Genomic DNA, 22706 nt, shown 5'->3' on the forward strand with positions numbered 1-22706 from the left:
AGCGCCCCGCCGGGCGGAAGGTGGTCCCCCATGCCGTTGATGCCCGTGACCGATTCGATGTTCCTTCTGGTGGAGACGCGGGAACACCCCATGCACGTGGGTGGCCTGCAACTGTTCAAGAAACCCGAGGGCGCCGGTCCGGACTATCTACGGGACCTGCGGCGGAACCTGCTCGAAAGCGACAACATGCGGCCGGTGTTTCGGCGCCGTCCGGCCCGGCCGGTGAACACGGCGGGTCACGTCGCCTGGACCACGGACGCCGATCTCGAGCTCGACTACCACTTCCGGCACTCGGCGCTGCCGCAGCCCGGCCGGATCCGGGAACTGCTGGAGCTGGCCTCGCGATGGCACGGCACCCTGCTCGACCGGCACCGCCCGCTCTGGGAGATCCACCTGGTCGAAGGCCTGCAGGACGGCCGGTTCGCCATCTACACCAAGGTCCACCACGCGCTGATGGACGGCGTTTCCGCGCTCAAGCACCTGCAGGGAACGCTGAGCGACGACCCGAACGACCTCGACTGCCCGCCGCCGTGGGGCTCGAAGCGGCCCGCCGACGCGAGCCGGAACGGCAAGAAGCCGTCGTCGCTGCTGCAGAGCGCCGGGAACACCTTCAACCAGCTCGCCGGGCTCGCGCCGGCCGCGGTGAAGGTCGCGCAGGAGGCGTTCCGGGAGCACACGCTCACGCTGCCGATGCAGGCGCCGAAGACCATGCTGAACGTGCCGATCGGCGGCGCGCGCCGGTTCGCCGCCCAGTCGTGGTCACTCGACAGAGTGCGCGCGATCGCCAGCGCGGCCGGAGTCTCACGCAACGACGTCGTGCTCGCGATGTGCTCGGGCGCGCTGCGCGACTACCTGATCGAGCAGAGCGCGCTGCCCGACGCGCCGCTGACCGCGATGGTGCCGGTTTCGTTGCGGCGCAAGAGCGACGGCGGTGACGCGGCGGGCAACAACATCGGCGCGCTGCTCTGCAACCTGGCCACCGACCTGGCCGATCCCGGGCAGCGCCTGGCCGCGATCCACCTGTCCATGCGCAACGGCAAGCGGCTGTTCTCGGAGCTCACCCCGCTGCAGACGTTGCTGCTGTCGGGGATCAATGTGGCGCAGCTGGGCATCTCGCCGGTCCCCGGGTTCGTCAACAACACCCGGCCGCCGTTCAACCTGGTGATCTCGAACGTGCCGGGCCCGCGCAAGCAGATGTACTGGAACGGCGCCCAGCTCGACGGCATCTACCCGGCGTCGGTGCTGCTCGACGGGCAGGCGCTGAACATCACGCTGACCAGCAACGGCGACAACCTCGACTTCGGCATCACCGGCTGCCGCCGCAGCGTCCCGCACCTGCAGCGCATCCTGATCCACCTCGACACCGCGCTGGCCGAGCTCGAAGGCGCCGTCGCGTAGGTCTCCCGAGTGTCATGAAAGGGTCTTTCCTGACAATTTTTGCCAGGAAAGACCCTTTCATGACACTTCGCACGACGGACACCACCGACCGGGTAGCGAAAGCCCGTTCATCCAATGTCTTCCGGTGCCCTGAGTGACGGCGGGGCGTGCTCGATACCCCACAGGAAGGAAACTTTACGAAAGCACCCTGTCAGTTGGCCGGAACTGCTGGCCATGCGGGGCGACACGATCCTAGGGTGGCGGGGCTCGGCCGGTGTTCACGGTGGACACCCGGCGACGAACGACCAGCCATCCGAGGAGTAATCATGATCGAACCCACCGAGGTATGGACCACTCCGGACTTCGTCGAGTACGAGACGCCCATGGAGGTCACCGCGTACGCGGCCCGCATGGAGTGACGTCCCGGGGCGGCGGGAGCCGGGACGCCGGGCCCGCCGCCGTGCTCGACCGAAGTGGGAGGCAGTGCATGTCCAGCTCGCTCCAGCCGATGAGCTCGCCCGAGTTCGTCGCCGCGCTCCGCGGCCTGTCCCACCGCTACTGGGGCACCCATCCGTTCCACCATCGCCTGCATGACGGCGACCTGTCCGAGCATGAGCTCAAGACCTGGGCGGCGAACCGCTGGTACTACCAGTGCATGCTGCCGCAGAAGGACGCGGCGATCGTCAGCAACTGCCCGCTGCCGGAGATCCGGCGCCAGTGGCTGGACCGCATCGTCTACCACGACGGCACCCAGGCGGGTGACGGCGGAATCGAGCGCTGGCTGCGGTTGTGCACCGCGGTGGGCCTCGATCGCGACGAGGTGCTCGACCAGCGGCACGTCGCGCCCGGCGTCCGGTTCGCTGTCGACGCCTACGTCACCTTCGCGCGCACGAAGCCGTGGGTGGAGGCGGTCGCGTCCGGGCTGACCGAGATGTTCGCCGGGCACCTGATGCGGAAGCGCGTCGCGGACATGCTCGCGCACTACTCCTGGATCTCCCCCGGCGACCTGGCGTATTTCACGAACCGCATCGACGCCGTGTCCGGGGAGGGCCAGGCGACCGTCGACATCGTCGTGCGGCACAGCGTCACCCGCGAACAGCAGGACAAGGCGATCGAGGCGTTGTCGTTCAAGTGCGACGTGCTCTGGTCGATGCTCGACGCCATCGAGCGCGCCGCGGCGAAGGACTAGCCCGATGCCCACGATCAGCACCGGGTCCGTCCCGAAACTGCGCCGCGGCGTCCGGCTGACCTACGACAAAACCAGGGAAACGCATGTGCTGCTGTTCCCCGAGGGCGTGCTGGTGCCGAACCCGACGGCGGCCTCGGTGCTCGAACTGTGCGACGGCGCGGCGACCGTCGCGACGATCACCGCGGCCCTGCGCGCGCGGTACGCCGGGGTCAAGGACATCGAGATCCTGGACGTGCTCACCAGGCTGGCAGAACGGCAGGTCGTGGAATGGACATGAACCCGGCCGCGCCGCCGCTTGGCATGCTCGCCGAGCTCACCCATCGTTGTCCTCTGCACTGTTCGTACTGCTCGAATCCACTCGAGCTGATCACCCGTGAGGGTGAAATGTCCACCGGGCAATGGGTTTCCGTGTTGTCCCAGGCGCGCGATCTCGGCGTGCTGCAGGTGCACCTGTCCGGCGGTGAACCGCTGGCCCGCACGGACCTCCCAGAGTTGGTCGAGCACGCGAACTCGCTCGGCTGTTACGTCAACCTGGTGACCTCCGGGCTCGGCCTGACCGAGGCACGGCTGGACGACCTCGTGGCCCGCGGGATCGCGCACATCCAGTTGTCCGTGCAGGGCGCGACGACCCAGCGCGCGGACCTGCTCGCCGGTGCCAGAGCGCACGACCGCAAGCTCGTCGTCGCCGAGCTGATCAAGAAGGCGGAGCTGCCACTTTCGGTGAACGTCGTGCTGCATCGGCAGAACCACGACCAGCTCGCCGGGCTGATCCAGCTCGCCGAGCGGATGGGCGCCGACCGGCTCGAACTCGCGAACACCCAGTACTACGGCTGGGCGCTACGCAACCGTGACGCGCTGATGCCCACGCGGGAGCAGCTCGCCGAGGCCGAGCCGATCGTGCGGGCCGCGACCGAACGGCTGCGCGGGAAAATGCAGATCATCTACGTGGTCGCCGACTACTACGAGCCGTATCCGAAGCCGTGCATGTACGGCTGGGGCGCGCGGCAGTTGACCGTCGCGCCGAACGGGGACGTCCTGCCGTGCCCCGCGGCCACCGCGATCACGACGCTGGACCTGGACAACGTCACCCGCACCCCACTGGCCGAGATCTGGTACGAATCGAGCTCCTTCAACGCTTATCGCGGCGAAGACTGGATGCGGGAACCGTGCCGCACCTGCGACCGGCGAGAACTGGACTTCGGCGGCTGCCGGTGTCAAGCGTTCCAGCTGACCGGCGACGCCGCGGCCACCGACCCGGTGTGCTCGCGCTCGCCGCAACGCGACCTCGTCGACGTCGTCCTCGCGGCGCCGACACGGACACCGGAACTGGTGATGCGCAAGCAGACGGTGCGCCGATGAGGGTGCTGCTGCTGGGCACCGCGGCGGGAGGCGGCTTCCCGCAATGGAACTGCGCGTGCCGTCTGTGCACTTCGGACGCGCCGCCGCGCGGCCAGGACTGCGTGGCGGTGAGCGCGGACGACCGGAGCTGGTACCTGCTCAACGCCTCACCCGACATCCGCGCCCAGATCCTGTCTTCGACCGCGTTGCGAGCGGGCCCGGGTCCCCGCGAGATCCCGCTGCGCGGCGTGCTGCTGACCGACGCCGAACTGGACCATTCGATGGGCCTGCTGATGCTGCGCGAAGCGGGCGGGCTGCCGGTGTGGGCGCCGGACGCGGTCCTGCACGCGCTGAGCCAGCACTTTCCGGCCCGCTCGATCATCGACGGCTACGGCGGCTGGGACTGGCTCCCCGCCTCGTCGGCGTCGCTCGGCGGGTTGCGGGTGAGCGTGCTCCCGGTGAGCGACAAGCAACCCAAGTACGCCCGTTCGTCCACTGAGGACGGACCGTGGGTGGTCGCCTACCGCATCGTGGACCCGGTGACCGGCGGCGTGCTGGTGTACGCGCCGTGCCTGAAAAGCTGGCCGGAGGGCTTCGACCAGCTCGTCGAGGGAGCGAGCCTGGTCCTGCTGGACGGCACGTTCTACGCCCCCGACGAGATGTCCGGCGCGACGAAAGCCGTCGGCGACGGCGCCCAGCTGGCAATGGGCCACCTCCCGATCGCCGGCCCGCACGGCAGCCTCACCCGGATCACCCGGCACCGCGCGAACCGCCCGGGAACGCGCTGGGCCTACACCCACCTGAACAACACCAACCCGATCGTCGACCCGGCCTCCCCGGAGCACGCAGCCGTGCTGGCGGGCGGGGCCGAGCTACCCGGGGACGGAACCGAGTTCGAGCTCTGAGCGGCGAGGGAGTGTCAGGCGATGCCCTCGGGGGAGGCGCCTTCGACCTGGACGGCGTCGGCGGTGAGGCGGTCGATCTCGGCCAGGTCGGCCGCGGTCAGCTCGACGTCGGCGGCGGCGAGGCTGGCCTCGATGTTGGCCGGCTTGCGCGCGCCGACGATCGCGACGTGCACGCCGGGCCGGGTGAGGGTCAAGGCGATGGCGAGCTGGCCGACCGAAATCCCTTTGTCCGCGGCGAAAGCGGCGAGTTCGTCGACGACGCCAGGTTGCGGCGCAGGTTCTCGCCGTGGAAGGCCGACGACCGCGAGCGCCAGTCGGACTCCTCGAACGTCGACTCCGGGGTGAACGCGCCGGTGAGCAGGCCGCTGCCGAGCGGGCTGTAGACGAGGACGCCGATGTCGTTCTCCCGCGCGTACGGCAGCGGATCGGCTTCGATCCCGCGGCGGAACAGGTGATACGGCGGCTGCAGCGTCTCGACCGGCCGGGTCCGATCGAAGGCCGTGAGCTGCGCGGTGTCGTAGTTGGACACCCCGGCGTGGCGGATCTTGCCCGCGTCCACCAGCTCCTGCAGGAGCCCGGCGGTCTCCTCGGCCGGGGTCTCGTTTGTCCGGCCAGTGGATCTGGTACAGGTCGATGTGGTCGACGTCCAGGTGCCGCAGGCTCTCTTCGACGCCCTTCGCCAGCCACTCGCGACGGCTGTCACGGGGGCGTTCACTGCGCGGGTCGGTCCCGCCCTTCGTGGCGACGACCAGGCTGTCGCGGTCGCGCTTGAGCTCTTCCCGTAACGCCTTGCCGATCATCGCCCCGGACTTGCCGAAGCCGTAGGCCTGCGCGGTGTCGGACAGGGTGACCCCGAGTTCGCGCGCGTGGCGGACGGCGGCGATCGCGGCGTCCTCGTCGAACGAGCCCCAGGCGCCGCTCAGCTGCCACGTGCCGAAGGCGATCCTCGAAACCTCGAGACCGCTCCTACCCAAAGTCGTCGTACGCATGGGTCCAGAGAGCGCAACCAGCCCGTGTCCTCGATCAACTTCCCGGCCATCGACACCCCCAAATAACTGTTTGACAGTCGCGGCACAAGATCGGACACTGGCCGCATGCCCGAGTCCCCGCCCCTGGACAGCCTGCGCGTGCTCGCCCACCCCCTGCGCCTGCGCATCCTCTCGTTACTGACCGGCGCGGCGATGAGCGCCGCCGAAGCCGCGCGGGAGCTCGGCGAGACCCAGGCGAACATCAGCTACCACCTGCGAAGGCTGCACGACGCGGGCCTGGTCGACATCGCCGAGGAGCTCCAGATCCGCGGCGGCAGGGCCAAGCGCTACCGCCACGATCCGGACTCCGGCGGCGGCTTCACCAGCCGGGACCTGGGCGAAGAGCAGCTGCTCGTCACCGCGCTGACCGAAGAACTCAAGCGCCGCACGGAATTTCGCGCCGCCGATCGCCCGGGGTCGACGACCGACGCCGAGGTGTGGATCGACGAGGCCAGCTGGAGCCGGGCGCTCGGCCTCGCCCGCGAGCTCAGCCACCTGCTACACAATGCGGCCGAACCGCCCCGCACCCCCGGCGCCGTCCACGTAAGCGCGACCGTCTCCCTGTTCGAGCTGAGGTGAACCGGCGCGAACTCCTCGCACCGCTGCGCGAGCGCAACTTCCGGCAGCTGGTCAGCGGGCGGACCTTCGGCGAGTTCGGCAACTCGATCGCACCGTTCGCACTGGCCTTCGCCGTGGTCCACCTCAGCGGCTCGGCGGTCGACCTCGGCATCGTCGTCGGCGCCCGGTCGGTGGCCAGCGTGCTGCTCCTGCTCTTCGGCGGCGTACTCGCCGACCGGCTGCCACGCTCGGTCATCCTGCAAGGCACCGAACTCGCGGCGATGCTCACCCAGGCGGCCATCGCGGCCAGTGTCCTTTGTGGATTCGCGTCGATCCCGCTGCTGGTGGCGCTGAGCGTCGCCAACGGCGCCGTCGCCGCACTGTCCATGCCCGCCGCGGCCGCGATCACCCCGCAGACCGTCCCGGCCCCGATGCTCACCCAGGCGAACGCGCTGTCCCGCCTCCTGGTCAACACCGTCCGGATCGCCGGCGCCGGCCTGGCCGGGATCCTCGTCGCCGCCGTCGGCCCCGGCTGGACCCTCGGCGCGAACTCACTCCTGTTCCTGTTCGCCGCCCTGTCCTACCGCGGCGTCCGGCTCGACCGCCGCACCCGCGTCCCCGGCAGCAGACCGCTCGCCGAACTGGCCGAAGGCTGGCGGGAGTTCAGCTCACGCACCTGGGTTTGGGTGGTGGTCATCCAGTTCATGGTGGTGAACGCCGTGACCGTCGGCGCCCTGCTCGTCCTCGGCCCGATCGTCGCCAGCGGCACCTTCGGCCCCGCGGGCTGGGGTCTGGCGCTGGCGTTGCAAACCCTCGGCTCGCTGGCAGGCGGAATCCTCGCCGCGCGCTGGCAACCCCGGCACGCACTGCTGATCGGCGTCGCGGTGACGGCGCTGGACGCCCTCCCGATTCTCACCCTGGGACTGTCGCCCTACCTGCTGCCGATCATGGTCGCGATGTTCCTGTCCGGCATGGGGATCGAGCAGTTCGTGGTCGCCTGGGACGTGTCACTGCAGGAGAACGTGCCCGAGGAGAAACTGGCACGGGTTTATTCTTACGACATGCTCGGGTCTTTTGTCGCGCTGCCGCTTGGTGAGGTGAGTGCCGGGCCGCTGGCAGAGCACTTCGGGAGACAGACGACTTTGGTGGCGGGTGGGGTTTTGGTGGTTGTTGTCACGGGTTTTTGCTTGTGTAGCCGGGAGGTTCGGGGGCTGGTGCGGGTGGGTGGGTAGCCTGGCGCCCAGCGGCGATACGGGTTGGTGGTTTAGTCCTGAGGTGCGACTGGAAGCCTGTGTTTTGGCCAGCGCGCTCACAAACTCGCGCCGCCAGGTCGCCCTACCGTCGCGGAGCCACGATCCGGCTGGAGTGCTTCAGCGGGGAGACCAGGGGCGGATTTCTTCCAGGAGCTTGGCCACTGCCAGGACCAGGTCGTCTGAATGGCGGGGACCTACCAGTTGGAGACCGACTGGGAGACCGGTGGACGTCTGGCCTGCCGGGATGCTTATTGCTGGTTGCTGGGTCATGTTGAAGGGGTAGGTGAAGGGGGTCCAGTCGGGCCAGCCGCTCAGGCCGCTGCCAGGGGGGACGTCGTGGCCCGCTTCGAAGGCCGGGATCGGCATTGTCGGGGTGATCAGGATGTCGTGGCGGGTGTGGAACTCGCCCATCAGGATGCCCAGTGCCGCGCGTTCGGCGTTCGCGCCGAGGTAGTCGCTCGCCGAGAATGTCCTGCCCTGCTCCCATACCCGGCGCAGGCCCGGGTCGATCTTGGTCTCCGAGCCCGAGGGGAAAGAGTCCAGCCATTTTGCCGCGCCCGTCGACCACAGGATGTCGAAGGCGTCCTTGGGATCGCTGAAACCCGGGTCGATCTCCTCGATGTGCAAGCCCGCTTCGCTGAGCGCGGTCACCGCGGCGCGGACGATCGCCGCCACCTCGGGGTCCACGTCCACATAGCCGAGGTCGGGCGAGAACGCCGCGCGCAGACCCCGGACGTCGCGGCGGACAGCCTCGCGGAAGGTGCCGATGGGCGGGGCCAGCGCTGCCGGGTCTCGGTGGTCAGGCAGGGAAAGGACGTCGAGCAGCAGGGCAGTGTCGTCCACCGAACGCGCCATCGGGCCAGCGTGGGCTAATGCGCCGAAAGGGCTTGCCGGGTACAGCGGAATCCGGCCGTGTGTCGGCTTCATCCCGACGATTCCGCAGAACGACGCCGGGATACGCACCGAACCGCCGCCGTCGGTGCCGACGGACAACTCCCCCATGCCCGCCGCGACGGCCGCCGCGCTGCCGCCGCTCGAACCGCCGGAGGTCCTGGTCGGGTCGGCCGGATTGCGGGTGATGCCGGTCAGCGTGTTGTCGGTGACGCCCTTCCAGCCCAGCTCCGGGGTGGTGGTCTTGCCGAGCAGGACCAGGCCGTTCTCGCGGAGACGGGCGGTGACCGGGCTGTCGACGTCCCAGTGCTGGTCCTTGTCGATACAGCGCGAACCGCGCAGGGTCGGCCAGCCCTGGCTGAGGAACATGTCCTTGATCGAGGTCGGCACCCCGTCCAGCCAGCCGATCGGATTGCCGTCGCGCCAGCGGATCTCGGACGCCTTGGCCTGCTCCAGCGCCCCTTCCTCGTCGACGAGGCAGAACGCGTTGCACTCCTCGTCCCGCTCTGCGATGACCTGCAGAGCGTTCTGCGTGGCCTCGACCGGAGAAAGCTCTCCGGTCGCGTAGGCGGCTACGAGCTCACTGGCGGTCAACTTCGCGTCGTTCATCCAACCCCTTAACTCACCGACGGCACATAACCGAGCTGCTTGTCCACGACATTGTGCAACGCTTCCCCGGCACGCCACCGGGTGAAATTCCCGGCGAAGACCTCCACCAGCGCATTACGCCAGCCAAGGAAGTCACCGGACATGTGCGGCGAAACCAGCACGTTCGGCAATGTCCACAGTGGACTCTCCGACGGCAGTGGCTCGATGTCGAACACGTCGAGCGCGGCCCCGGCGAGCGCGCCCTCGCGCAGCGCGGCGACCAGGTCCGCCGTCACCACGAGCTCACCGCGGCCGACGTTGACGAACCGGGCGGACGGCTTCATGGCCGCGAACGCCTTCGCGTCGAACAGGCCCTTGGTGTGTTCGGTCAGTGGCGCGACGGCCACCACGTAGTCGGCCGAAGGCAGATGGAGGGCGAGCTCCGACGAGGCGTGCACGTCACCGAAGTCGGGGTCGCCGGTGCGAGCGCGACGACCCACCCCGGAAACCCGCATCCCCGCCGCGCGCAGCAGCCTGGCGATCGACCGGCCGATCGGGCCGGTGCCCACCACCAGTGCCTCAGTGCCGGCGATCCGCTCGCTTTCCCGATGCTGCCAGCGCACCTCACGCTGCAGTTCGAGCGAACGGGCGAAGCCCTTGGCGAAGGCGAGCACCACACCCAGCACGTACTCGGCGATCGCGTCGTCGAAGACGCCACGAGAGTTCGTCAGCACGACTTCGCTCTCCCGCAACCCCGGGAACATCACCGGGTCCACTCCCGCGCTGGCGATGTGCAGCCAGTGGAGCCTGTCCGCGGCGTGCCAGGCTCCGGGCACGGCCATGGACAGGAAGTCGTAGACGAAGAGCGCGTCCGCGCCGGACAACGCTTCCGCCAGACCACCCGCGTCGGTGTAACGAACCACCGCTTCGGCTTCGATGGCGCGCATGTCCGGCGGGTGCTTGTCGCCGCACAGTACTGCCAGCACCGGCGCTTCCGAGGCAATCACCGTTGACACGCTATGAGCCACTCGTATGATTGTCAACAATCCGAGGAACGACCCCCGGAGCACCGGGCGTGTCCACCGCACAGACGTTCTCCGGAGGCTGAGACTTGGATTTCGACTTCCTCTCTTTCGAGGGCCCACTGGCCCAGCGAGGCATCGGCGTCATCGCGCCGTTCGACCTCGCGCTGGAACGCGAACTCTGGCGCTGGGTGCCGATGGAGGTCTCCCTCCACCTCGCGCGGACCCCGTACGAACCGGTGCCGGTGAGCCTGGAAATGGCCCAGCTGGTCAGCGACAGCCGCCACCTCGCGGCCGCCACCAGGGACGTGCTGCACGTCGAACCCGAGGTGGTCGCTTATCTGTGCTCCTCGGGCAGCTTCATCAACGGCGTCGACTACGAGCGCTCGCTGACCAAGGCGATCTGCGACGCGGGCGCACCGGACGCCGTGACCACGTCGGGCGCCCTCGCCGAGGTGCTGCACCAGCTCGACCTGCACCGGGTCTCGGTGCTGACCCCGTACGTCGGCGACCTGACCGAGAAACTGCACGACTTCCTCGCCGAGCTCGACGTGCGGACGGTCTCCAGCGACCACCTCGGCCTCGGCGGCGGCATCTGGAAGGTCAGCTACCGGACCATCGCCGAACGGATACTGGCCGCCGACCACTCCGACGCCGAAGCGATCTTCGTCAGCTGCACGAACCTGCCGACCTACGACCTGATCGAGCCGCTGGAGACCGCGCTCGGCAAACCGGTCCTGACGGCCAACCAGCTGACGATGTGGGCCTGCCTGCGCCGGATGAACCTGCCGATCGTCGGCCCCGGCCGATGGCTGCGTGAAGTCTCTTGACCACTCCCCTTAGGATTGTCGACAATCTGCGACCGGAGGTTCCGTGACGACGATCGGCTTCATCTACCCCGACCACGCCGCCGAAGACGACTACCCACTCGCCGAGCAGCTGCTCGGCAGTGACGCGAGTGACTTCCGGCTGCCTGTCGAGCACATCTACGGCACCGATCTCCACGCCGTGCCAGAGCTGCTCGACCTGGGCAGCCCCGCCCGTCTTGCGGACGGCGCGGCGCTGCTGGCCAAGCACGAGCCGGACGCGGTGGTCTGGGCCTGCACCAGTGGCAGCTTCGTCTACGGCTGGGACGGCGCCCGCGAGCAGGCCGACAGGCTCGCCGCGGTGGCCGGAGTCCCGGCTTCGAGCACCTCCTTCGGATTCGTGCACGCGGCGCGGGCGCTGGGCGTGCGGCGGGTCGCCGTCGCGGCCAGTTACCCCGGCGACGTGGCCCAGCTGTTCGTGGACTTCCTCGCCGCCGGCGGCATCGAGGTCGTCTCGATGTCCGCCGAGGACATCGAAACCGCGGCGGCTGTGGGAGAACTGACCCCCGAGGCCGTGGTCGAGCTGGCCGCTGGCCACGACCATCCCGAAGCCGAGGCGCTGCTGATCCCCGACACGGCGATGCGCACCCTCTCCGAGATCAACGCCATCGAGACCCGCATCGGCAAGCCCGCGCTGACGGCCAACCAGGTCACCGTGTGGGAAGGACTGCGGCTCGCCGGGCAGACTCCCCCGCTCGTGCGCACACTCGGCGCCTTGTTCCGCACCAGGAGCGCGTGACGATGGCCCTGCCCGATATCGAACCGGTCAGCCGCGAGTCCACGGCGGGCATCATCGCGCGCCAGCTGCGCGACGCGATCATGACCGGCGCGCTGCCGCCCGGCACCCAGCTCGGCGAGACCGACCTCGCGTCCCGGTTCCAGGTTTCGCGGGGGCCGCTGCGCGAAGCCATGCAGCACCTCGTCTCCGAAGGGCTGCTGCGCAGCGAGCGGCACCGGGGCCTGTTCGTGATCGACCTCGAGCCCGGGGACGTCTACGACATCTACTCGGCGCGCTCGGCCATCGAGCGGGCGGCGATGCTGCGGGCACTGCGCGGCGACCGGGAACGGGTCGCCGCCGTGCTGGAGGAGGCCGTGTCGGCGATGGCGATCGCGGCCCTCGACGACGACCCGACCGCGCTCTCCTGGGCCGACCTGCGGTTCCATGAGGCACTCATCAACGCCTCCGGCAGCAAACGGCTCGCCAGGATGGCACGGACGCTGCTCATCGAGACCCGGATGTGCCTGACCGCGCTGCAGGGGACCTACCAGCGGGTGGAAGAGCGGGTCGACGAGCACAACCGGATCATTGAGGCCCTGCGCGCCGGGGACGAACCGACGGCGCTTTCGCTGCTGGAGGCGCATATGGAGGACGCGGTGCAACGCCTGGCACCCGGCACGAGCCTGCGCACCGGCGAAGCGCCTGAGGTGCCTTAAAGACCTGAGCAACTCACGCACGGGCACGCACCCCCAGCACCGGCTGACCACCGCGGACGCCGCGGAAACCCGGCTCCCACGGCCAATTCCCGCGATCGTCGCTGTGGACCAGTTGCAGAGCCCGCACCCGCGAGCCGTACAGGTCGACCGCGGTGATGAGCTGGGCCGAGGGATCGGCCACCTCGACTATCTCGATCTCCGGTAAGCCACGCAAGGGAATGCGCTCGCCCGGTTCCGGTGCTTCGTCATGGATGGTATGGGAGCCAACGGAAACGAGCAGTTCGGTCGCCTCGTCCTCTGGCAGGCCGGTGACGACCAGCTCCGGCAATCCCATCTCGGTGAGCCCCACCGTGTGCGACCACGGTGGGCGGGTTCTCTCTCTTCCCACCGACAGCATCGTCCAGCCGTCTCTCAAGACGGTCTCCCGCACCCTGGCGAGATGTTCGGCGTAGGTCATTCCTGGCTGTTCACGCTGCCCGCACTGCTTGCACATCGGTGCTCCTCCGCTTAGGAATGTCCGCTCGGTGGTTCTGATGATCACCACTATGCGGAGGAGCACCGACAAAAACCGCGACGCCTAGGACAGGGAGTCGGCCACCGCGCTGCCCAGCCGGGCCGTCGTGCCGGTGCCACCGAGGTCGGGCGTGAGCTCCGTGCCACCGGCGAGCACCTTCTCGACCGTCGCGTTGATCGCTTGTGCCGCAACGGTTTCCCCGAGATGGTCGAGCAGCATCGCCCCCGCCAGGATCTGCGCGACAGGGTTCGCGATGCCCTGTCCCGCGATGTCCGGGGCGCTGCCGTGGACGGCCTCGAACATCGACGGGAAGTCACCCGAAGGGTTGATGTTTCCGGACGGCGCCATGCCCAGTCCGCCGGTCACCGCGGCCGCGAGATCGCTCAGGATGTCGCCGAACAGGTTCGAGCCGACGACCACGTCGAGCCGGTCCGGCGCCTGCACCATCCGCGCGGCCAGCGCGTCGACGTGGCACTGTTCACTGTGAACGTCCGGGAACTCCACCGCGATCTCGGCGAAGATCTCGTCCCAGAACGGCATCGAGTGGATCAGCCCGTTCGACTTGGTCGCCGAGCAGACCCGCCCGGTGCGCGTCCGCGCGAGCTCGAAGGCGTACCGGATGATCCGTTCGACCCCGACCCTGGTGAACACCGACTCCTGCAGCACGAACTCGCTCGGCTGACCGCTGTTGTGCCGCCCGCCGATCTCCGAGTACTCCCCTTCGGAATTCTCGCGGACGATCACCATCTCGAGCTCTTCCGCGGTACGCCCGGCCAGCGCCGAGGTGGTGCCCGGCAGCAGTCGCACCGGGCGCAGGTTGACGTACTGCGAGAACGCCCGTCGGACCGGGATCAGCAGGCCCCACAAGGAGATGTGGTCCGGGACCCCGGGAAAGCCGACCGCGCCGAGCAGGATCCCGTCGAACGCCGACAGCTGCTCGATGCCGTCGCCGGGCATCATCTTCCCGGTCTTGGTGAACCGCTCGCAGCTCCAGTCGAACTCGGTCCAGTCCAGGCCGAACCCGTGCAGCTCGGCGGCCCGGTCGAGGACCTTGCGGGCCTCGACCGTGACGTCCACGCCGATCCCGTCGCCGGGGATGCTCGCGATGCGGTAGGAGTTCACAGGTTCACCGCGATGTACTTGGTCTCGAGGAACTCGTCGATGCCCACGGTGCCGCCCTCCCGGCCGAGACCGGACTGCTTGGTCCCGCCGAACGGCGCCGCCGGGTTCGACACGATGCCCTGGTTGAGGCCGATCATCCCGGCCTCCAGTTTCTCCGAAACCCGCAGCGCCCGCTTGAGATCACTGGTGAAAACGTAGGAAACCAGCCCGAATTCGGTGTCGTTCGCCGCCGCGATGGCTTCGTCCTCGGTGTCGAACACCGAGATCGGCGCGACCGGGCCGAAGATCTCCTCGGCCGCCATCCTGGCGTTCGCCGGGACGCCGGTGAGCACGGTGGCCTGGTAGAAGTTGCCGGGACCGTCCACAGTGGCCCCGCCGGTCAACACCCGCGCACCCTTGTCGACAGCGTCGGAGACCAGGCTGCTGACCTTGTCCACCGCGGCCTGGTCGATGAGCGGACCGACGACGACGCCGTCCTCGGTGCCCCGGCCCATCGGCAGCGCCTCCATGCGCTCGGTGAGCCGCCGCGAGAACTCCTCGACGACGTCGCGCTGCACGTAGAACCGGTTGGCCGCCGTGCACGCCTCGCCGATGTTGCGCATCTTGGCCTGCATGGCGCCTTCGATCGCGACGTCCATGTCGGCGTCGGCGAAGACCAGGAACGGGGCGTTGCCGCCGAGCTCCATCGACGTCCGGAGAACCTTCTCGGCGCACTGTTCGAGCAGCCTGCGGCCGACGCCGGTGGACCCGGTGAAGGAGAGCTTGCGCGCCCTCCCGTCGCGGATCAGCGGCTCCATCACACCACCTGAATCGCTGGTGGTCAGCACGTTGAGCACGCCTTCGGGCAGCCCGGCCTCGGCCAGGATCCCGGCGAGCGCGAGCATCGACAGCGGCGTCTGGGCGGCGGGCTTGATGACCATGGTGCAGCCCGCGGCGATGGCCGGGCCGATCTTGCGCGTGCCCATCGCCATCGGGAAGTTCCACGGCGTGATGAGCAGTGCCGGGCCGACCGGCTGCTTCATGACCAGGAACCGGCCGGCGCCGTTGGGCGCGATCGCGTATCCGCCGTCGATGCGGACGGCCTCCTCGGCGAACCAGCGGAAGAACTCGGCGGCGTAGGTGATCTCGCCCTTGGCCTCGGCGACTGGCTTGCCCATTTCCAGCGTCATGAGCAGCGCGAGTTCGTCCCGGCGCTCGATGAGCAGACCGTACGCGCGGCTCAGGATTTCGCTGCGCTCGCGAGGCGGCACAGCGGCCCAACCGTCCTGCGCCGCGACGGCCGCGTCCAGCGCGCTGACGCCGTCGGCGGGTGAAGCGTCCGCCACCTCGCACAGGGCTTCACCGGTTGACGGGTCGAGGACGGCGAAGGTCTTTCCGCCGGTCGCGGGCACCCACTTGCCGCCGATGAAGAGTTCCTTGTCGACCGCGCCGACTACGCCGGTCTCAGTGATCGCGCTCATCCAGCTTGCTCCTCCATGTTGTCCCGAAGGCCATGCTATGGATATTGTCAACAATCGACAACCGTGTCGTCTGGGGCCGAGCCCCAGACCCGAGCCCGGGGGCAAGCCCCCTGGACCCCCCAGTAATTTCCCGGCAACCAAGGAGCGCCGCCGCTATGACCCAGCTCTCCCCGCTGCTGAAGCAGGCAACGCCCGTCGTGGTCGACCACGGCGAAGGGGTGTACCTCTACGACACCGACGGCAACCGTCACCTCGACTTCACCGCCGGGATCGGCGTCACCAGCACCGGTCACTGCCACCCGCACGTGGTGCGCGCGGCGCAGGAGCAGATCGGCAAGCTGATCCACGGCCAGTACACAACGGTCATGCACAAGCCGCTACTCGAACTGACCGAACGACTCGGCGACGTCCTTCCCCCGGGGCTCGACTCTCTCTTCTACGCCAACTCAGGCAGCGAAGCGATCGAAGCGGCCCTGCGGCTTTCACGCCAGGCGACCGGGCGGCCGAACGTCATCGTGTTCCAGGGCGGCTTCCACGGCCGCACGGTGGCCGCGGCGTCGATGACGACGTCCGGGACGCGCTTCAGCGCGGGGATCTCGCCGCTGATGGCCGGTGTCCACGTCGCGCCGTTCCCGTACGCCTATCACTACGGCTGGGACGAGGAGACGGCGACGAAGTTCGCGCTGCGCGAACTCGACTACCTGTTCGCCACGGTCTGCGCGCCGAACGAGACGGCCGCGTTCTTCATCGAGCCGGTCCTCGGCGAAGGCGGCTACGTGCCCGCCAACACCGCGTTCATGGCCGGGCTGCGCGAGCGCGCCGACGCACACGGGATCCTGCTGGTCATCGACGAGGTGCAGACCGGTTTCGGTCGCACCGGCAGGTTCTGGGGACACGACCACTTCGACGTGCGCCCCGACATCATCCTGATCGCGAAGGGCCTGGCGAGCGGCTTCCCGCTGTCCGGCATGGCGGCTTCGCAGGAGTTGATGGCGAAGGCGTGGCCGGGGTCGCAGGGCGGAACCTACGGCGGCAACGCGGTTTCGTGCGCGGCGGCCGTCGCGACGCTCGAGGTCATCCGGCAGGAGAAGCTGGTCGAGAACGCCGCCGAGCGCGGGCGTCAGCTGCTCGAAGGCGCCCGGCTGGTCGCCGACAAGACCCCGGTGATCGGGGACGTCCGCGGGCTGGGCCTGCTGGTCGGCTCGGAGTTCACCAAGCCCGGCGGCGAGCCGGACGCCGCCACCGCGGCGGCAGTGCAGAAGGCCGCCGCGGCGAGCGGACTGCTGCTGCTCACCTGCGGCGCGTTCATGAACGTCGTCCGCATGGTGCCGCCACTGGTCGTCAACGCCGCTCAGGTCGACGACGCCCTGCGCATCTGGGGCGAGGTCGTCGCGTCCGTCACGGGGAGCTGAGCGTGGCCCGGTACATCACCATCACCCTGGACAAGCGTGGCGTTTCCTGTCGGGCCCGGCTGCTCGACGCGGAGGCTCCGCGCACGTGCAAGGCGGTGTGGGACGCGCTCCCGCAGAGCGGCTCGGCGTATCACGCGAAGTACGCGCGCAACGAGGTCTACACGCTGGTGCCGCCGTTCGCGGAACCCAAGCCAGGGCGGGAGAATCCGACGATCACCCCGATCCCGGGCGACGTCGTCTACTTCGGTTTCGAGGCCTGGGAAATCGGCAATCCCGCGTACGGCTACGACGACGGCAGTGAGGCGCACGGCGATCAGGGCGCGACGGATCTCGCGATCTTCTACGGCCGGAACAACCTGCTGATCAACGGCGACGCGGGCTGGGTGCCCGGCAACGTGTTCGCCACGATCGAGGAGGGCCTCGCCGAGATGGCGGCCGCCGCACAGGACCTCTGGCTGCGCGGTGTCGAGGGCGAAACCCTGTCCTACGCCCGCGCCGAGTAACCCGAACGACCGGCGGCAGGGGGCGAGTCGCCCCCTGTCGCCGAAGGGATCACCGGCCTGATCCAGCGGTAAGGGAATTCGGGAATCGGTATCCCTTTTTCACGAAAATTACCCGATAATCGGGACCACCTTTTCAGATACGTGAACGGCACCGCCATATGGTGTCCCCGCGCCCGCCGGATACCGCATTCACCCGGGAATCCGGCACGGATCCGGGACCCTTCGGGCCTGCCCGAAACGTGCCGCCGGGCCTTGCCAGCCCCGGCCGTCACTGGCACGGTCATGTCGTGATCAACAGGTGCCCCCACCAGGGCGACTGGACATCACGGAGACAGCCACGGCTTTGTTCCGGCGTGGCCATCGGTACCGGTGTTTCACTTTGAGTAAGGACTCGGGTATGTCAAAAACTGTCAAGCTGCTGCTGGCCTCAGCGGCCACTCTCGGCTGCCTCTTCGTGGCGGGCTCGCCTGCCTCCGCTGCCGAAAACACGGCCGCCGCGGCCCCCTCGTGCAAGTTTGACATTTCTTTCGCACGCAACGCCATTGCCGCCCGGTGTGCCAGCGGCCCCGGCACCGAATTCGCGGCCGCGATCCAGTGCACCAACTCTTCGACGATCCGGCTCGGCCCCTTCCGCAAGTACGGCGTCACGGCCTCCGCGGTCGGTTGTCTCGGCAGCGGCACCATCGTCGGAAACCAGTACGGCGTCGTCACCCGGTAAGACCCCGCACCGCTGAGGGGTGTGTTCCGCTGCTCGGTGAAACCTGCGCCGGGCAGCGGAGCGCCTCAGCCCGCCCGGATGATCGCCAGCCCGAGCGGGCTGACCTGGTGGGACTTCGCCCGTCCCTGCCTCACCGCACAGCTCAACCCGCTGTCGCGAAGCACCGACGCGTGCTGACTCGCCGACGCGACGGAGATCCCGGTGAGCAGGGCGAGCTCGCTGGTACTGCAGCTGCCCCCGGCGATCGCCATCAGCACGCGGGCCCGGGTGGGGCCCAGCAAAGCCGACAGCGACGCACCCGGCTCCGAGCCTCGCTCCAGCATCGGGTGATGATCGATCGAATAGACCAGCACCGGCGGCAGGTCGGTGTTCTTGTACGTCGTCGGCATCCCGTGCCCGAAGAACGCCGGGATCAGCCGCAACCCGCGGCCGTCCAGGTGCAGGTCCTGCTCGACCGGGAAACGGACCGCCAGCACCGGCGGCCGCCACTGCATGTCCGGATGCAGCGTCGAGAGCACCAGCTGCGGACCGCCACGTTCGAGCGCGGCGAGAAGACGGGCTCGCTCCTGCGCGACGGCCTTGCTCAACACCGGCCAGTAGGGCGCGATGTGCCCGCTGAAGTATCCACGCACCGCGTCGCCGAGTTGTCGCAGGTCACGCCGGTTCCCGTAGCGAAGCCTGCCGAGCCATGGCGGCAGGCGGGGGTTCTCGGCGGCGAGCTCGTCGATGTCCCGCCGCAACGTCCGCGACGACGTCTCTTCGAGCGCGGCGACCCCCTCGGCGAGCGTGGTCGACGGCATCGCCGGGGTGAGGAAATCGGGGCAGTAGCCATAGGGAGGCACCGCGCTCATCAGCTGGCGTCCGGGTGCGGACACCGCCGACCGGGTCTCCCGGCGCCACCGGCCGAAGAACGGCTCGCCCTCGGGACGGCGAAGCCGATAGAGGCTGGTCAGGAGCTCCCACATCGGGTCGGCACTCTCGGCGATCGTCAGTTTGGCCAGATCGGCGTCCGTGAAATGGACTTTCAGCATCTAACCCCCAGCCAGCTTCCTCGCGACACTACCGGCTTCCTCGCCGGTCATCGCCCGTTTCAGGCCGGATCGTCCGGCTGAGACGCGATCCACAAAACATGAATCTCTTTCATAGCGGTGACCTCCTCCGACGTACTACGCTGCGGTAACCAAGCGAAGACACGTAAGGAAGAGGACTGTCGATGGGCGACGTTGCGGCACGGCTGGCCGAGATCGTCGGGGACAAACACCTGCTCACAGGTGCCGCGATCCCTGAGGACTACGGGCACGACGAGGCGCTGACCATCGCCGCCCAGCAGCCCGCCTACCTGGCCAAGCCCGCGACGGCGGAGGAAGTCGCCGCGCTGCTCAAGGCGGCCGGCGAGGACGGCGTCCCGGTTACCGCGCGCGGCTCGGGCAGCGGGCTCTCGGGCGCCGCCCGCCCGCAGGAGAACGGCCTGGTCATCTCCTTCGAACGGATGAACGCCGTCCTGGAGATCGACACCGAGAACCACGTCGCCGTCGTCCAGCCGGGAGTCACCCTGCAGGAACTGGACGTGAAGACCGCCGCCGCCGGGCTCAGCTACACCGTGTACCCGGGTGAGCTGAGCGCCAGCGTGGGTGGCAACGTCGGCACGAACGCTGGCGGGATGCGCGCGGTCAAGTACGGCGTCACCCGCAACAATGTCCTTGGCCTGCAAGCGGTCCTGCCCACCGGGGAGATCATCCGCACCGGCGGCAAGACGGCGAAGGTGTCCACCGGCTACGACCTGACCCAGCTGATCATCGGCTCGGAGGGCACGCTCGCGCTGGCCACCGAGGTCATCGTGAAGCTGCACCCGCGGCTGTCCCACGGTGCCACCGTGCTCGCCCCGTTCGGGGACCTCGATCAGGTGATGGCCGCGGTGCCGAAGATCATCTCCAGTGGCCTCGCGCCGCATATCCTGGAGTACATCGACAACCTGACGATGGCCGCGATCACCTACAGCGAAAAACTCAGCCTCGGCGTCCCGGACAAGATCCGCGACAGCGCGCAGGCCTATCTCGTGGTGGCACTGGAAAACCGCGAGGCCGAACGGCTGCGGGCCGACATCGAAATCCTCGGCGAGCTGCTCGGGGAACTGGGCGCGATCGACGTCTACGTCCTCGAGGGCGGCTCGGCGCGCAAGCTGATCGAAGCGCGCGAGAAGGCGTTCTGGACGGCGAAATCGGTGGGCGCCGACGACGTGATCGACGTCGTCGTCCCGCGGGCGGCGATGCCGCGATTCCTGACCAGGGCGAAGGAACTGGCCCAGGCCGCGGAGGCGGGCGCGATCGGCTGCGGGCACGCGGGCGACGGCAACGTGCACCTCGCGATCTTCTGCAAGGACGCGGACAAGCGGCACAAGCTGCTGCACGACATCTTCGCCACGGGAATGGAGCTCGGCGGCGCGATCTCCGGCGAGCACGGCCTCGGCCGCGCGAAGGCCGAACACTACCGAGAACTCGAGGACCCGGCGAAGATCGAGCTGCTGCGCCGGATCAAACAGAGCTTCGACCCCGCCGGGATCCTGAACCCCGGCGTCCTCTTCGTCGACTAGGAGCAGTCAGACAGTGAACGACATGAACGGCGCCCAGTCCCTGATCCGCACGCTCGTCGACGCCGGCGTGGACGTGTGTTTCTCCAACCCCGGCACCTCGGAGATGCACTTCGTGGCCGCCCTCGACTCCGTGCCGGAGATGCGCGGCGTGCTCGGCCTGTTCGAAGGCGTCGTCACCGGCGCCGCCGACGGCTACGCGCGCATCGCGGACAAGCCCGCCGCGACGCTGCTGCACCTCGGCCCCGGCCTCGGGAACGGGCTGGCGAACCTGCACAACGCGCGCCGCGCGAACACCCCGATCGTGAACGTGATCGGCGACCACGCGACGTACCACAAGCAGTACGACGCGCCGCTGGAGTCGGACATCGAGGGCATCGCGAGCTCGCTCAAGGGCTGGGTCCGGCGTTCGGAACACACCCAGGACGTCGGCGCCGACGCGGCCGCCGCCGTGGCCGCGTCCCAGGACTCACCCGGTCAGGTGGCGACGCTGATCCTGCCCGCGGACGTCTCCTGGGGCGAAGGCGGCCAGACCTGCGCGCCGGTGCCGCCGCGGATACCCCAAGCGGTGGACAGCACCACGGTGAAGACGATCGCCGACGTGCTCACCAGCGGTGAACCGGTCGCGTTACTGTTCGGTGGCAAGGCCTGCCGCGAAGCCGGGCTGCGCGCGGCGAGCCGGATCGCGACGGCGACCGGGGCGAAGGTGTTCGCCGAGACGTTCCCCAGCCGGATCGAGCGCGGCGAAGGCGTGCCGACCATCGACCGGCTGGGCTACCTCGCCGAGCAGGTCACCTACCAGCTCGACGGCATCAAGCACGTGATCATCGCGGGCACCAAGTCCCCGGTCTCGTTCTTCGCCTACCCCGGCAAGCCGAGCGACCTCGTGCCCGAAGGCGCGAAGGTGCACGTCCTCGCCGAGGTCGGCCAGGACATCGTGAAGGCGCTGATCGACGTCGCCGAGCTCGTCGCGGCGGACACCGAGCCGGTCCTCCAGGAGGCCGCGCGGCCCGCCCTGCCGACCGGCACGCTGACGCCGCAGAACTGGGTCGAGGTCATCGGCGCGCTGCTGCCGGAGGGCGCGATCATCGCCGACGAGGCGAACACGTCCGGCCTGCTGCTCCCGGCGGCGACCGCGGGCGCGCCGCGGCACGACGTGCTGACCCTCACCGGCGGCGCGATCGGTTACGGCATCCCGGTCGCGACCGGCGCGGCTGTCGCGGCCCCGGATCGCCCGGTGCTCAACCTGCAGTCCGACGGCAGCGCGCTGTACACGATTTCGGGACTGTGGACGCAAGCGCGCGAGAACCTCAACGTGACGACGGTGCTGCTGAACAACCGGGCGTACGCGATCCTGCGGCTGGAACTGCAGCGCGTCGGCGCGGATGCCAGCGGCCCCAAGGCGAACGAGCTGCTCGACCTGTCCGGGCCGGACATGGACTTCGTCAAGATCGCCGAGGGCATGGGCGTCCCCGCGACCCGCGCGACAACCGCGGAAGAGCTGGCCGAGCAGCTCGCCCGTGCCTTCGCCGAGCCCGGCCCGCACCTGATCGAGGCCATGGTGCCGCCGCTGTTCTGAGCCGGTGGGTTGCCCTGAAGATCAAGAGACGGCACGCTGGGGCCGTCAATGATTCACGGGGAGGACTCACAATACGTAAGCTGGTGGTCATGCTGGGCGTCATGGCCACCACCGCGACCATGGCTGCGGCTTGCTCCCCGACGGCCGCGCGTTCTTCAGGTACTCGCCGACCAAGATGTAAGTAACAGACTGAAGGGGTTTTCCTTACCCGGTAAGGAAAACCCCCTTCAGTGCGCCTAGGGCGTGTCTCTCAATTTCCGATGTGCGCGCACGCTGGCCGAGTCGACCGACAGCAGTTTCTTTACACCAGCGTCCAGATCGGCGGTGCCGTGTCCCCGCTGGATGGCGGCAAGAACGCCCCG

Annotated in this window: 22 protein-coding genes and 1 pseudogene; 16 read left to right on the forward strand and 7 right to left on the reverse strand. The window is 68.9% G+C overall.

Features of this window, described 5'->3' with window-relative positions; genetic code table 11:
* The first annotated feature begins 30 nt into the window (after positions 1-30).
* From QMK34_RS25510 to pqqB, 6 genes are all read left to right on the forward strand, one after another.
* The gene (locus tag QMK34_RS25510) at positions 31-1398 is read left to right on the forward strand and encodes a WS/DGAT/MGAT family O-acyltransferase (protein WP_326416887.1); all 1368 of its coding nucleotides are present in this window, start codon (positions 31-33) and stop codon (positions 1396-1398) included.
* A 305-nt stretch (positions 1399-1703) separates the two neighbouring features.
* Complete coding sequence (pqqA, locus tag QMK34_RS25515) at positions 1704-1796, forward strand: pyrroloquinoline quinone precursor peptide PqqA (RefSeq protein WP_209662225.1); 93 nt, start codon at positions 1704-1706, stop codon at positions 1794-1796.
* 68 nt (positions 1797-1864) lie between these two features.
* Positions 1865-2566, forward strand: a complete 702-nt coding sequence (pqqC, locus tag QMK34_RS25520) for a pyrroloquinoline-quinone synthase PqqC (RefSeq protein WP_326416889.1) — start codon at positions 1865-1867, stop codon at positions 2564-2566.
* Positions 2567-2570: 4 nt separating this feature from the next.
* Positions 2571-2843 (forward strand): pyrroloquinoline quinone biosynthesis peptide chaperone PqqD, encoded by a 273-nt coding sequence (gene pqqD, locus QMK34_RS25525; protein WP_326416890.1) that lies wholly within the window; start codon positions 2571-2573, stop codon positions 2841-2843.
* Positions 2834-3925 carry a pyrroloquinoline quinone biosynthesis protein PqqE gene (pqqE, locus tag QMK34_RS25530; protein WP_326416891.1) on the forward strand — a complete coding sequence of 364 codons (1092 nt, stop codon included), beginning with the start codon at positions 2834-2836 and terminating at the stop codon, positions 3923-3925. The genes pqqD and pqqE overlap by 10 nt, the downstream gene beginning before the upstream one ends.
* Positions 3922-4809: a pyrroloquinoline quinone biosynthesis protein PqqB gene (pqqB, locus tag QMK34_RS25535; RefSeq protein ID WP_326416892.1), complete on the forward strand. Its 888-nt coding sequence runs from the start codon at positions 3922-3924 to the stop codon at positions 4807-4809. Before pqqE ends, pqqB begins: the two co-directional genes overlap by 4 nt.
* 14 nt (positions 4810-4823) lie before the next feature.
* Here pqqB and QMK34_RS25540 read toward each other — a convergent pair.
* Positions 4824-5798: pseudogene (locus QMK34_RS25540) on the reverse strand (aldo/keto reductase).
* Between the two features lie 105 nt (positions 5799-5903).
* Between QMK34_RS25540 and QMK34_RS25545 the strand changes: the two are divergent.
* Positions 5904-6416 carry an ArsR/SmtB family transcription factor gene (locus QMK34_RS25545; protein WP_326416893.1) on the forward strand — a complete coding sequence of 171 codons (513 nt, stop codon included), beginning with the start codon at positions 5904-5906 and terminating at the stop codon, positions 6414-6416.
* Positions 6413-7627, forward strand: a complete 1215-nt coding sequence (locus QMK34_RS25550) for an MFS transporter (RefSeq protein WP_326416894.1) — start codon at positions 6413-6415, stop codon at positions 7625-7627. Before QMK34_RS25545 ends, QMK34_RS25550 begins: the two co-directional genes overlap by 4 nt.
* A gap of 138 nt (positions 7628-7765) precedes the next feature.
* Here the strand turns inward: QMK34_RS25550 and QMK34_RS25555 are convergent, their stop codons facing one another.
* Both QMK34_RS25555 and QMK34_RS25560 read right to left on the reverse strand, forming a co-directional pair.
* A complete protein-coding gene (locus tag QMK34_RS25555) occupies positions 7766-9148 on the reverse strand; it encodes an amidase (RefSeq protein ID WP_326416896.1) in 1383 nt (460 codons plus the stop codon).
* Between the two features lie 8 nt (positions 9149-9156).
* Positions 9157-10074, reverse strand: a complete 918-nt coding sequence (locus QMK34_RS25560; protein WP_442785215.1) for a D-2-hydroxyacid dehydrogenase — start codon at positions 10072-10074, stop codon at positions 9157-9159.
* Positions 10075-10238: 164 nt separating this feature from the next.
* Between QMK34_RS25560 and QMK34_RS25565 the strand changes: the two genes are divergently transcribed.
* From QMK34_RS25565 to QMK34_RS25575, 3 genes are read left to right on the forward strand one after another with little or no spacing between them, the layout of a single operon-like run.
* Positions 10239-10979, forward strand: a complete 741-nt coding sequence (locus QMK34_RS25565) for a maleate cis-trans isomerase family protein (RefSeq protein ID WP_326416898.1) — start codon at positions 10239-10241, stop codon at positions 10977-10979.
* Between the two features lie 43 nt (positions 10980-11022).
* Positions 11023-11754, forward strand: a complete 732-nt coding sequence (locus QMK34_RS25570; RefSeq protein WP_326416899.1) for a maleate cis-trans isomerase family protein — start codon at positions 11023-11025, stop codon at positions 11752-11754.
* Positions 11755-11756: 2 nt separating this feature from the next.
* Positions 11757-12449: a GntR family transcriptional regulator gene (locus QMK34_RS25575; protein WP_326416900.1), complete on the forward strand. Its 693-nt coding sequence runs from the start codon at positions 11757-11759 to the stop codon at positions 12447-12449.
* 13 nt (positions 12450-12462) lie between these two features.
* On the opposite strand, the gene QMK34_RS25580 is transcribed toward QMK34_RS25575, so the two are convergent.
* From QMK34_RS25580 to QMK34_RS25590, 3 genes are all read right to left on the reverse strand, one after another.
* A complete protein-coding gene (locus QMK34_RS25580; protein WP_326416901.1) occupies positions 12463-12942 on the reverse strand; it encodes a DUF4262 domain-containing protein in 480 nt (159 codons plus the stop codon).
* Positions 12943-13026: 84 nt separating this feature from the next.
* Entirely contained in the window at positions 13027-14085 is a 1059-nt protein-coding gene (locus QMK34_RS25585) for a tartrate dehydrogenase (protein WP_326416902.1), read from the reverse strand.
* Positions 14082-15545, reverse strand: a complete 1464-nt coding sequence (locus QMK34_RS25590; RefSeq protein ID WP_326416903.1) for an NAD-dependent succinate-semialdehyde dehydrogenase — start codon at positions 15543-15545, stop codon at positions 14082-14084. The genes QMK34_RS25585 and QMK34_RS25590 overlap by 4 nt, the downstream gene beginning before the upstream one ends.
* A 155-nt stretch (positions 15546-15700) precedes the next feature.
* On the opposite strand from QMK34_RS25590, the gene QMK34_RS25595 reads away from it, so the two are divergent.
* The 3 genes from QMK34_RS25595 to QMK34_RS25605 all read left to right on the forward strand — a co-directional run bounded on the left by QMK34_RS25595 (position 15701) and on the right by QMK34_RS25605 (position 18178).
* Positions 15701-16957, forward strand: a complete 1257-nt coding sequence (locus QMK34_RS25595) for an aspartate aminotransferase family protein (RefSeq protein ID WP_326416905.1) — start codon at positions 15701-15703, stop codon at positions 16955-16957.
* A gap of 2 nt (positions 16958-16959) precedes the next feature.
* Positions 16960-17460, forward strand: a complete 501-nt coding sequence (locus QMK34_RS25600) for a DUF3830 family protein (RefSeq protein ID WP_326416906.1) — start codon at positions 16960-16962, stop codon at positions 17458-17460.
* Between the two features lie 397 nt (positions 17461-17857).
* Positions 17858-18178, forward strand: a complete 321-nt coding sequence (locus tag QMK34_RS25605; protein ID WP_326416907.1) for a hypothetical protein — start codon at positions 17858-17860, stop codon at positions 18176-18178.
* A gap of 65 nt (positions 18179-18243) precedes the next feature.
* Here the strand turns inward: QMK34_RS25605 and QMK34_RS25610 are convergent, their stop codons facing one another.
* Positions 18244-19209, reverse strand: a complete 966-nt coding sequence (locus tag QMK34_RS25610) for an ArsR/SmtB family transcription factor (RefSeq protein WP_326416908.1) — start codon at positions 19207-19209, stop codon at positions 18244-18246.
* Between the two features lie 182 nt (positions 19210-19391).
* Here QMK34_RS25610 and QMK34_RS25615 point away from each other — a divergent pair, with 182 nt between their 5' ends.
* Complete coding sequence (locus QMK34_RS25615; RefSeq protein WP_326416909.1) at positions 19392-20768, forward strand: FAD-binding oxidoreductase; 1377 nt, start codon at positions 19392-19394, stop codon at positions 20766-20768.
* 22 nt (positions 20769-20790) lie between these two features.
* Positions 20791-22344 (forward strand): acetolactate synthase large subunit, encoded by a 1554-nt coding sequence (locus tag QMK34_RS25620; RefSeq protein ID WP_326416910.1) that lies wholly within the window; start codon positions 20791-20793, stop codon positions 22342-22344.
* The last annotated feature ends 362 nt before the right edge of the window (positions 22345-22706 follow it).

Origin of the sequence: Amycolatopsis sp. H20-H5 (assembly GCF_035828755.1) — a bacterium.
Taxonomy (GTDB): Bacteria; Actinomycetota; Actinomycetes; order Mycobacteriales; family Pseudonocardiaceae; genus Amycolatopsis.

Bases quoted from the DNA above. Each gene is read 5' to 3' on its own strand.
- QMK34_RS25510 (WP_326416887.1), top strand. From the start codon at position 31: ATGCCGTTGATGCCCGTGACCGATTCGATGTTCCTTCTGGTGGAGACG.
- pqqA (WP_209662225.1), top strand. From the start codon at position 1,704: ATGATCGAACCCACCGAGGTATGGACCACTCCGGACTTCGTCGAGTAC.
- pqqC (WP_326416889.1), top strand. From the start codon at position 1,865: ATGTCCAGCTCGCTCCAGCCGATGAGCTCGCCCGAGTTCGTCGCCGCG.
- pqqD (WP_326416890.1), top strand. From the start codon at position 2,571: ATGCCCACGATCAGCACCGGGTCCGTCCCGAAACTGCGCCGCGGCGTC.
- pqqE (WP_326416891.1), top strand. From the start codon at position 2,834: ATGGACATGAACCCGGCCGCGCCGCCGCTTGGCATGCTCGCCGAGCTC.
- pqqB (WP_326416892.1), top strand. From the start codon at position 3,922: ATGAGGGTGCTGCTGCTGGGCACCGCGGCGGGAGGCGGCTTCCCGCAA.
- QMK34_RS25545 (WP_326416893.1), top strand. From the start codon at position 5,904: ATGCCCGAGTCCCCGCCCCTGGACAGCCTGCGCGTGCTCGCCCACCCC.
- QMK34_RS25555 (WP_326416896.1), bottom strand. From the start codon at position 9,148: ATGAACGACGCGAAGTTGACCGCCAGTGAGCTCGTAGCCGCCTACGCG.
- QMK34_RS25560 (WP_442785215.1), bottom strand. From the start codon at position 10,074: ATGCGCGCCATCGAAGCCGAAGCGGTGGTTCGTTACACCGACGCGGGT.
- QMK34_RS25575 (WP_326416900.1), top strand. From the start codon at position 11,757: ATGGCCCTGCCCGATATCGAACCGGTCAGCCGCGAGTCCACGGCGGGC.
- QMK34_RS25580 (WP_326416901.1), bottom strand. From the start codon at position 12,942: ATGTGCAAGCAGTGCGGGCAGCGTGAACAGCCAGGAATGACCTACGCC.
- QMK34_RS25590 (WP_326416903.1), bottom strand. From the start codon at position 15,545: ATGAGCGCGATCACTGAGACCGGCGTAGTCGGCGCGGTCGACAAGGAA.
- QMK34_RS25595 (WP_326416905.1), top strand. From the start codon at position 15,701: ATGACCCAGCTCTCCCCGCTGCTGAAGCAGGCAACGCCCGTCGTGGTC.
- QMK34_RS25605 (WP_326416907.1), top strand. From the start codon at position 17,858: ATGTCAAAAACTGTCAAGCTGCTGCTGGCCTCAGCGGCCACTCTCGGC.
- QMK34_RS25610 (WP_326416908.1), bottom strand. From the start codon at position 19,209: ATGCTGAAAGTCCATTTCACGGACGCCGATCTGGCCAAACTGACGATC.
- QMK34_RS25615 (WP_326416909.1), top strand. From the start codon at position 19,392: ATGGGCGACGTTGCGGCACGGCTGGCCGAGATCGTCGGGGACAAACAC.
- QMK34_RS25620 (WP_326416910.1), top strand. From the start codon at position 20,791: ATGAACGGCGCCCAGTCCCTGATCCGCACGCTCGTCGACGCCGGCGTG.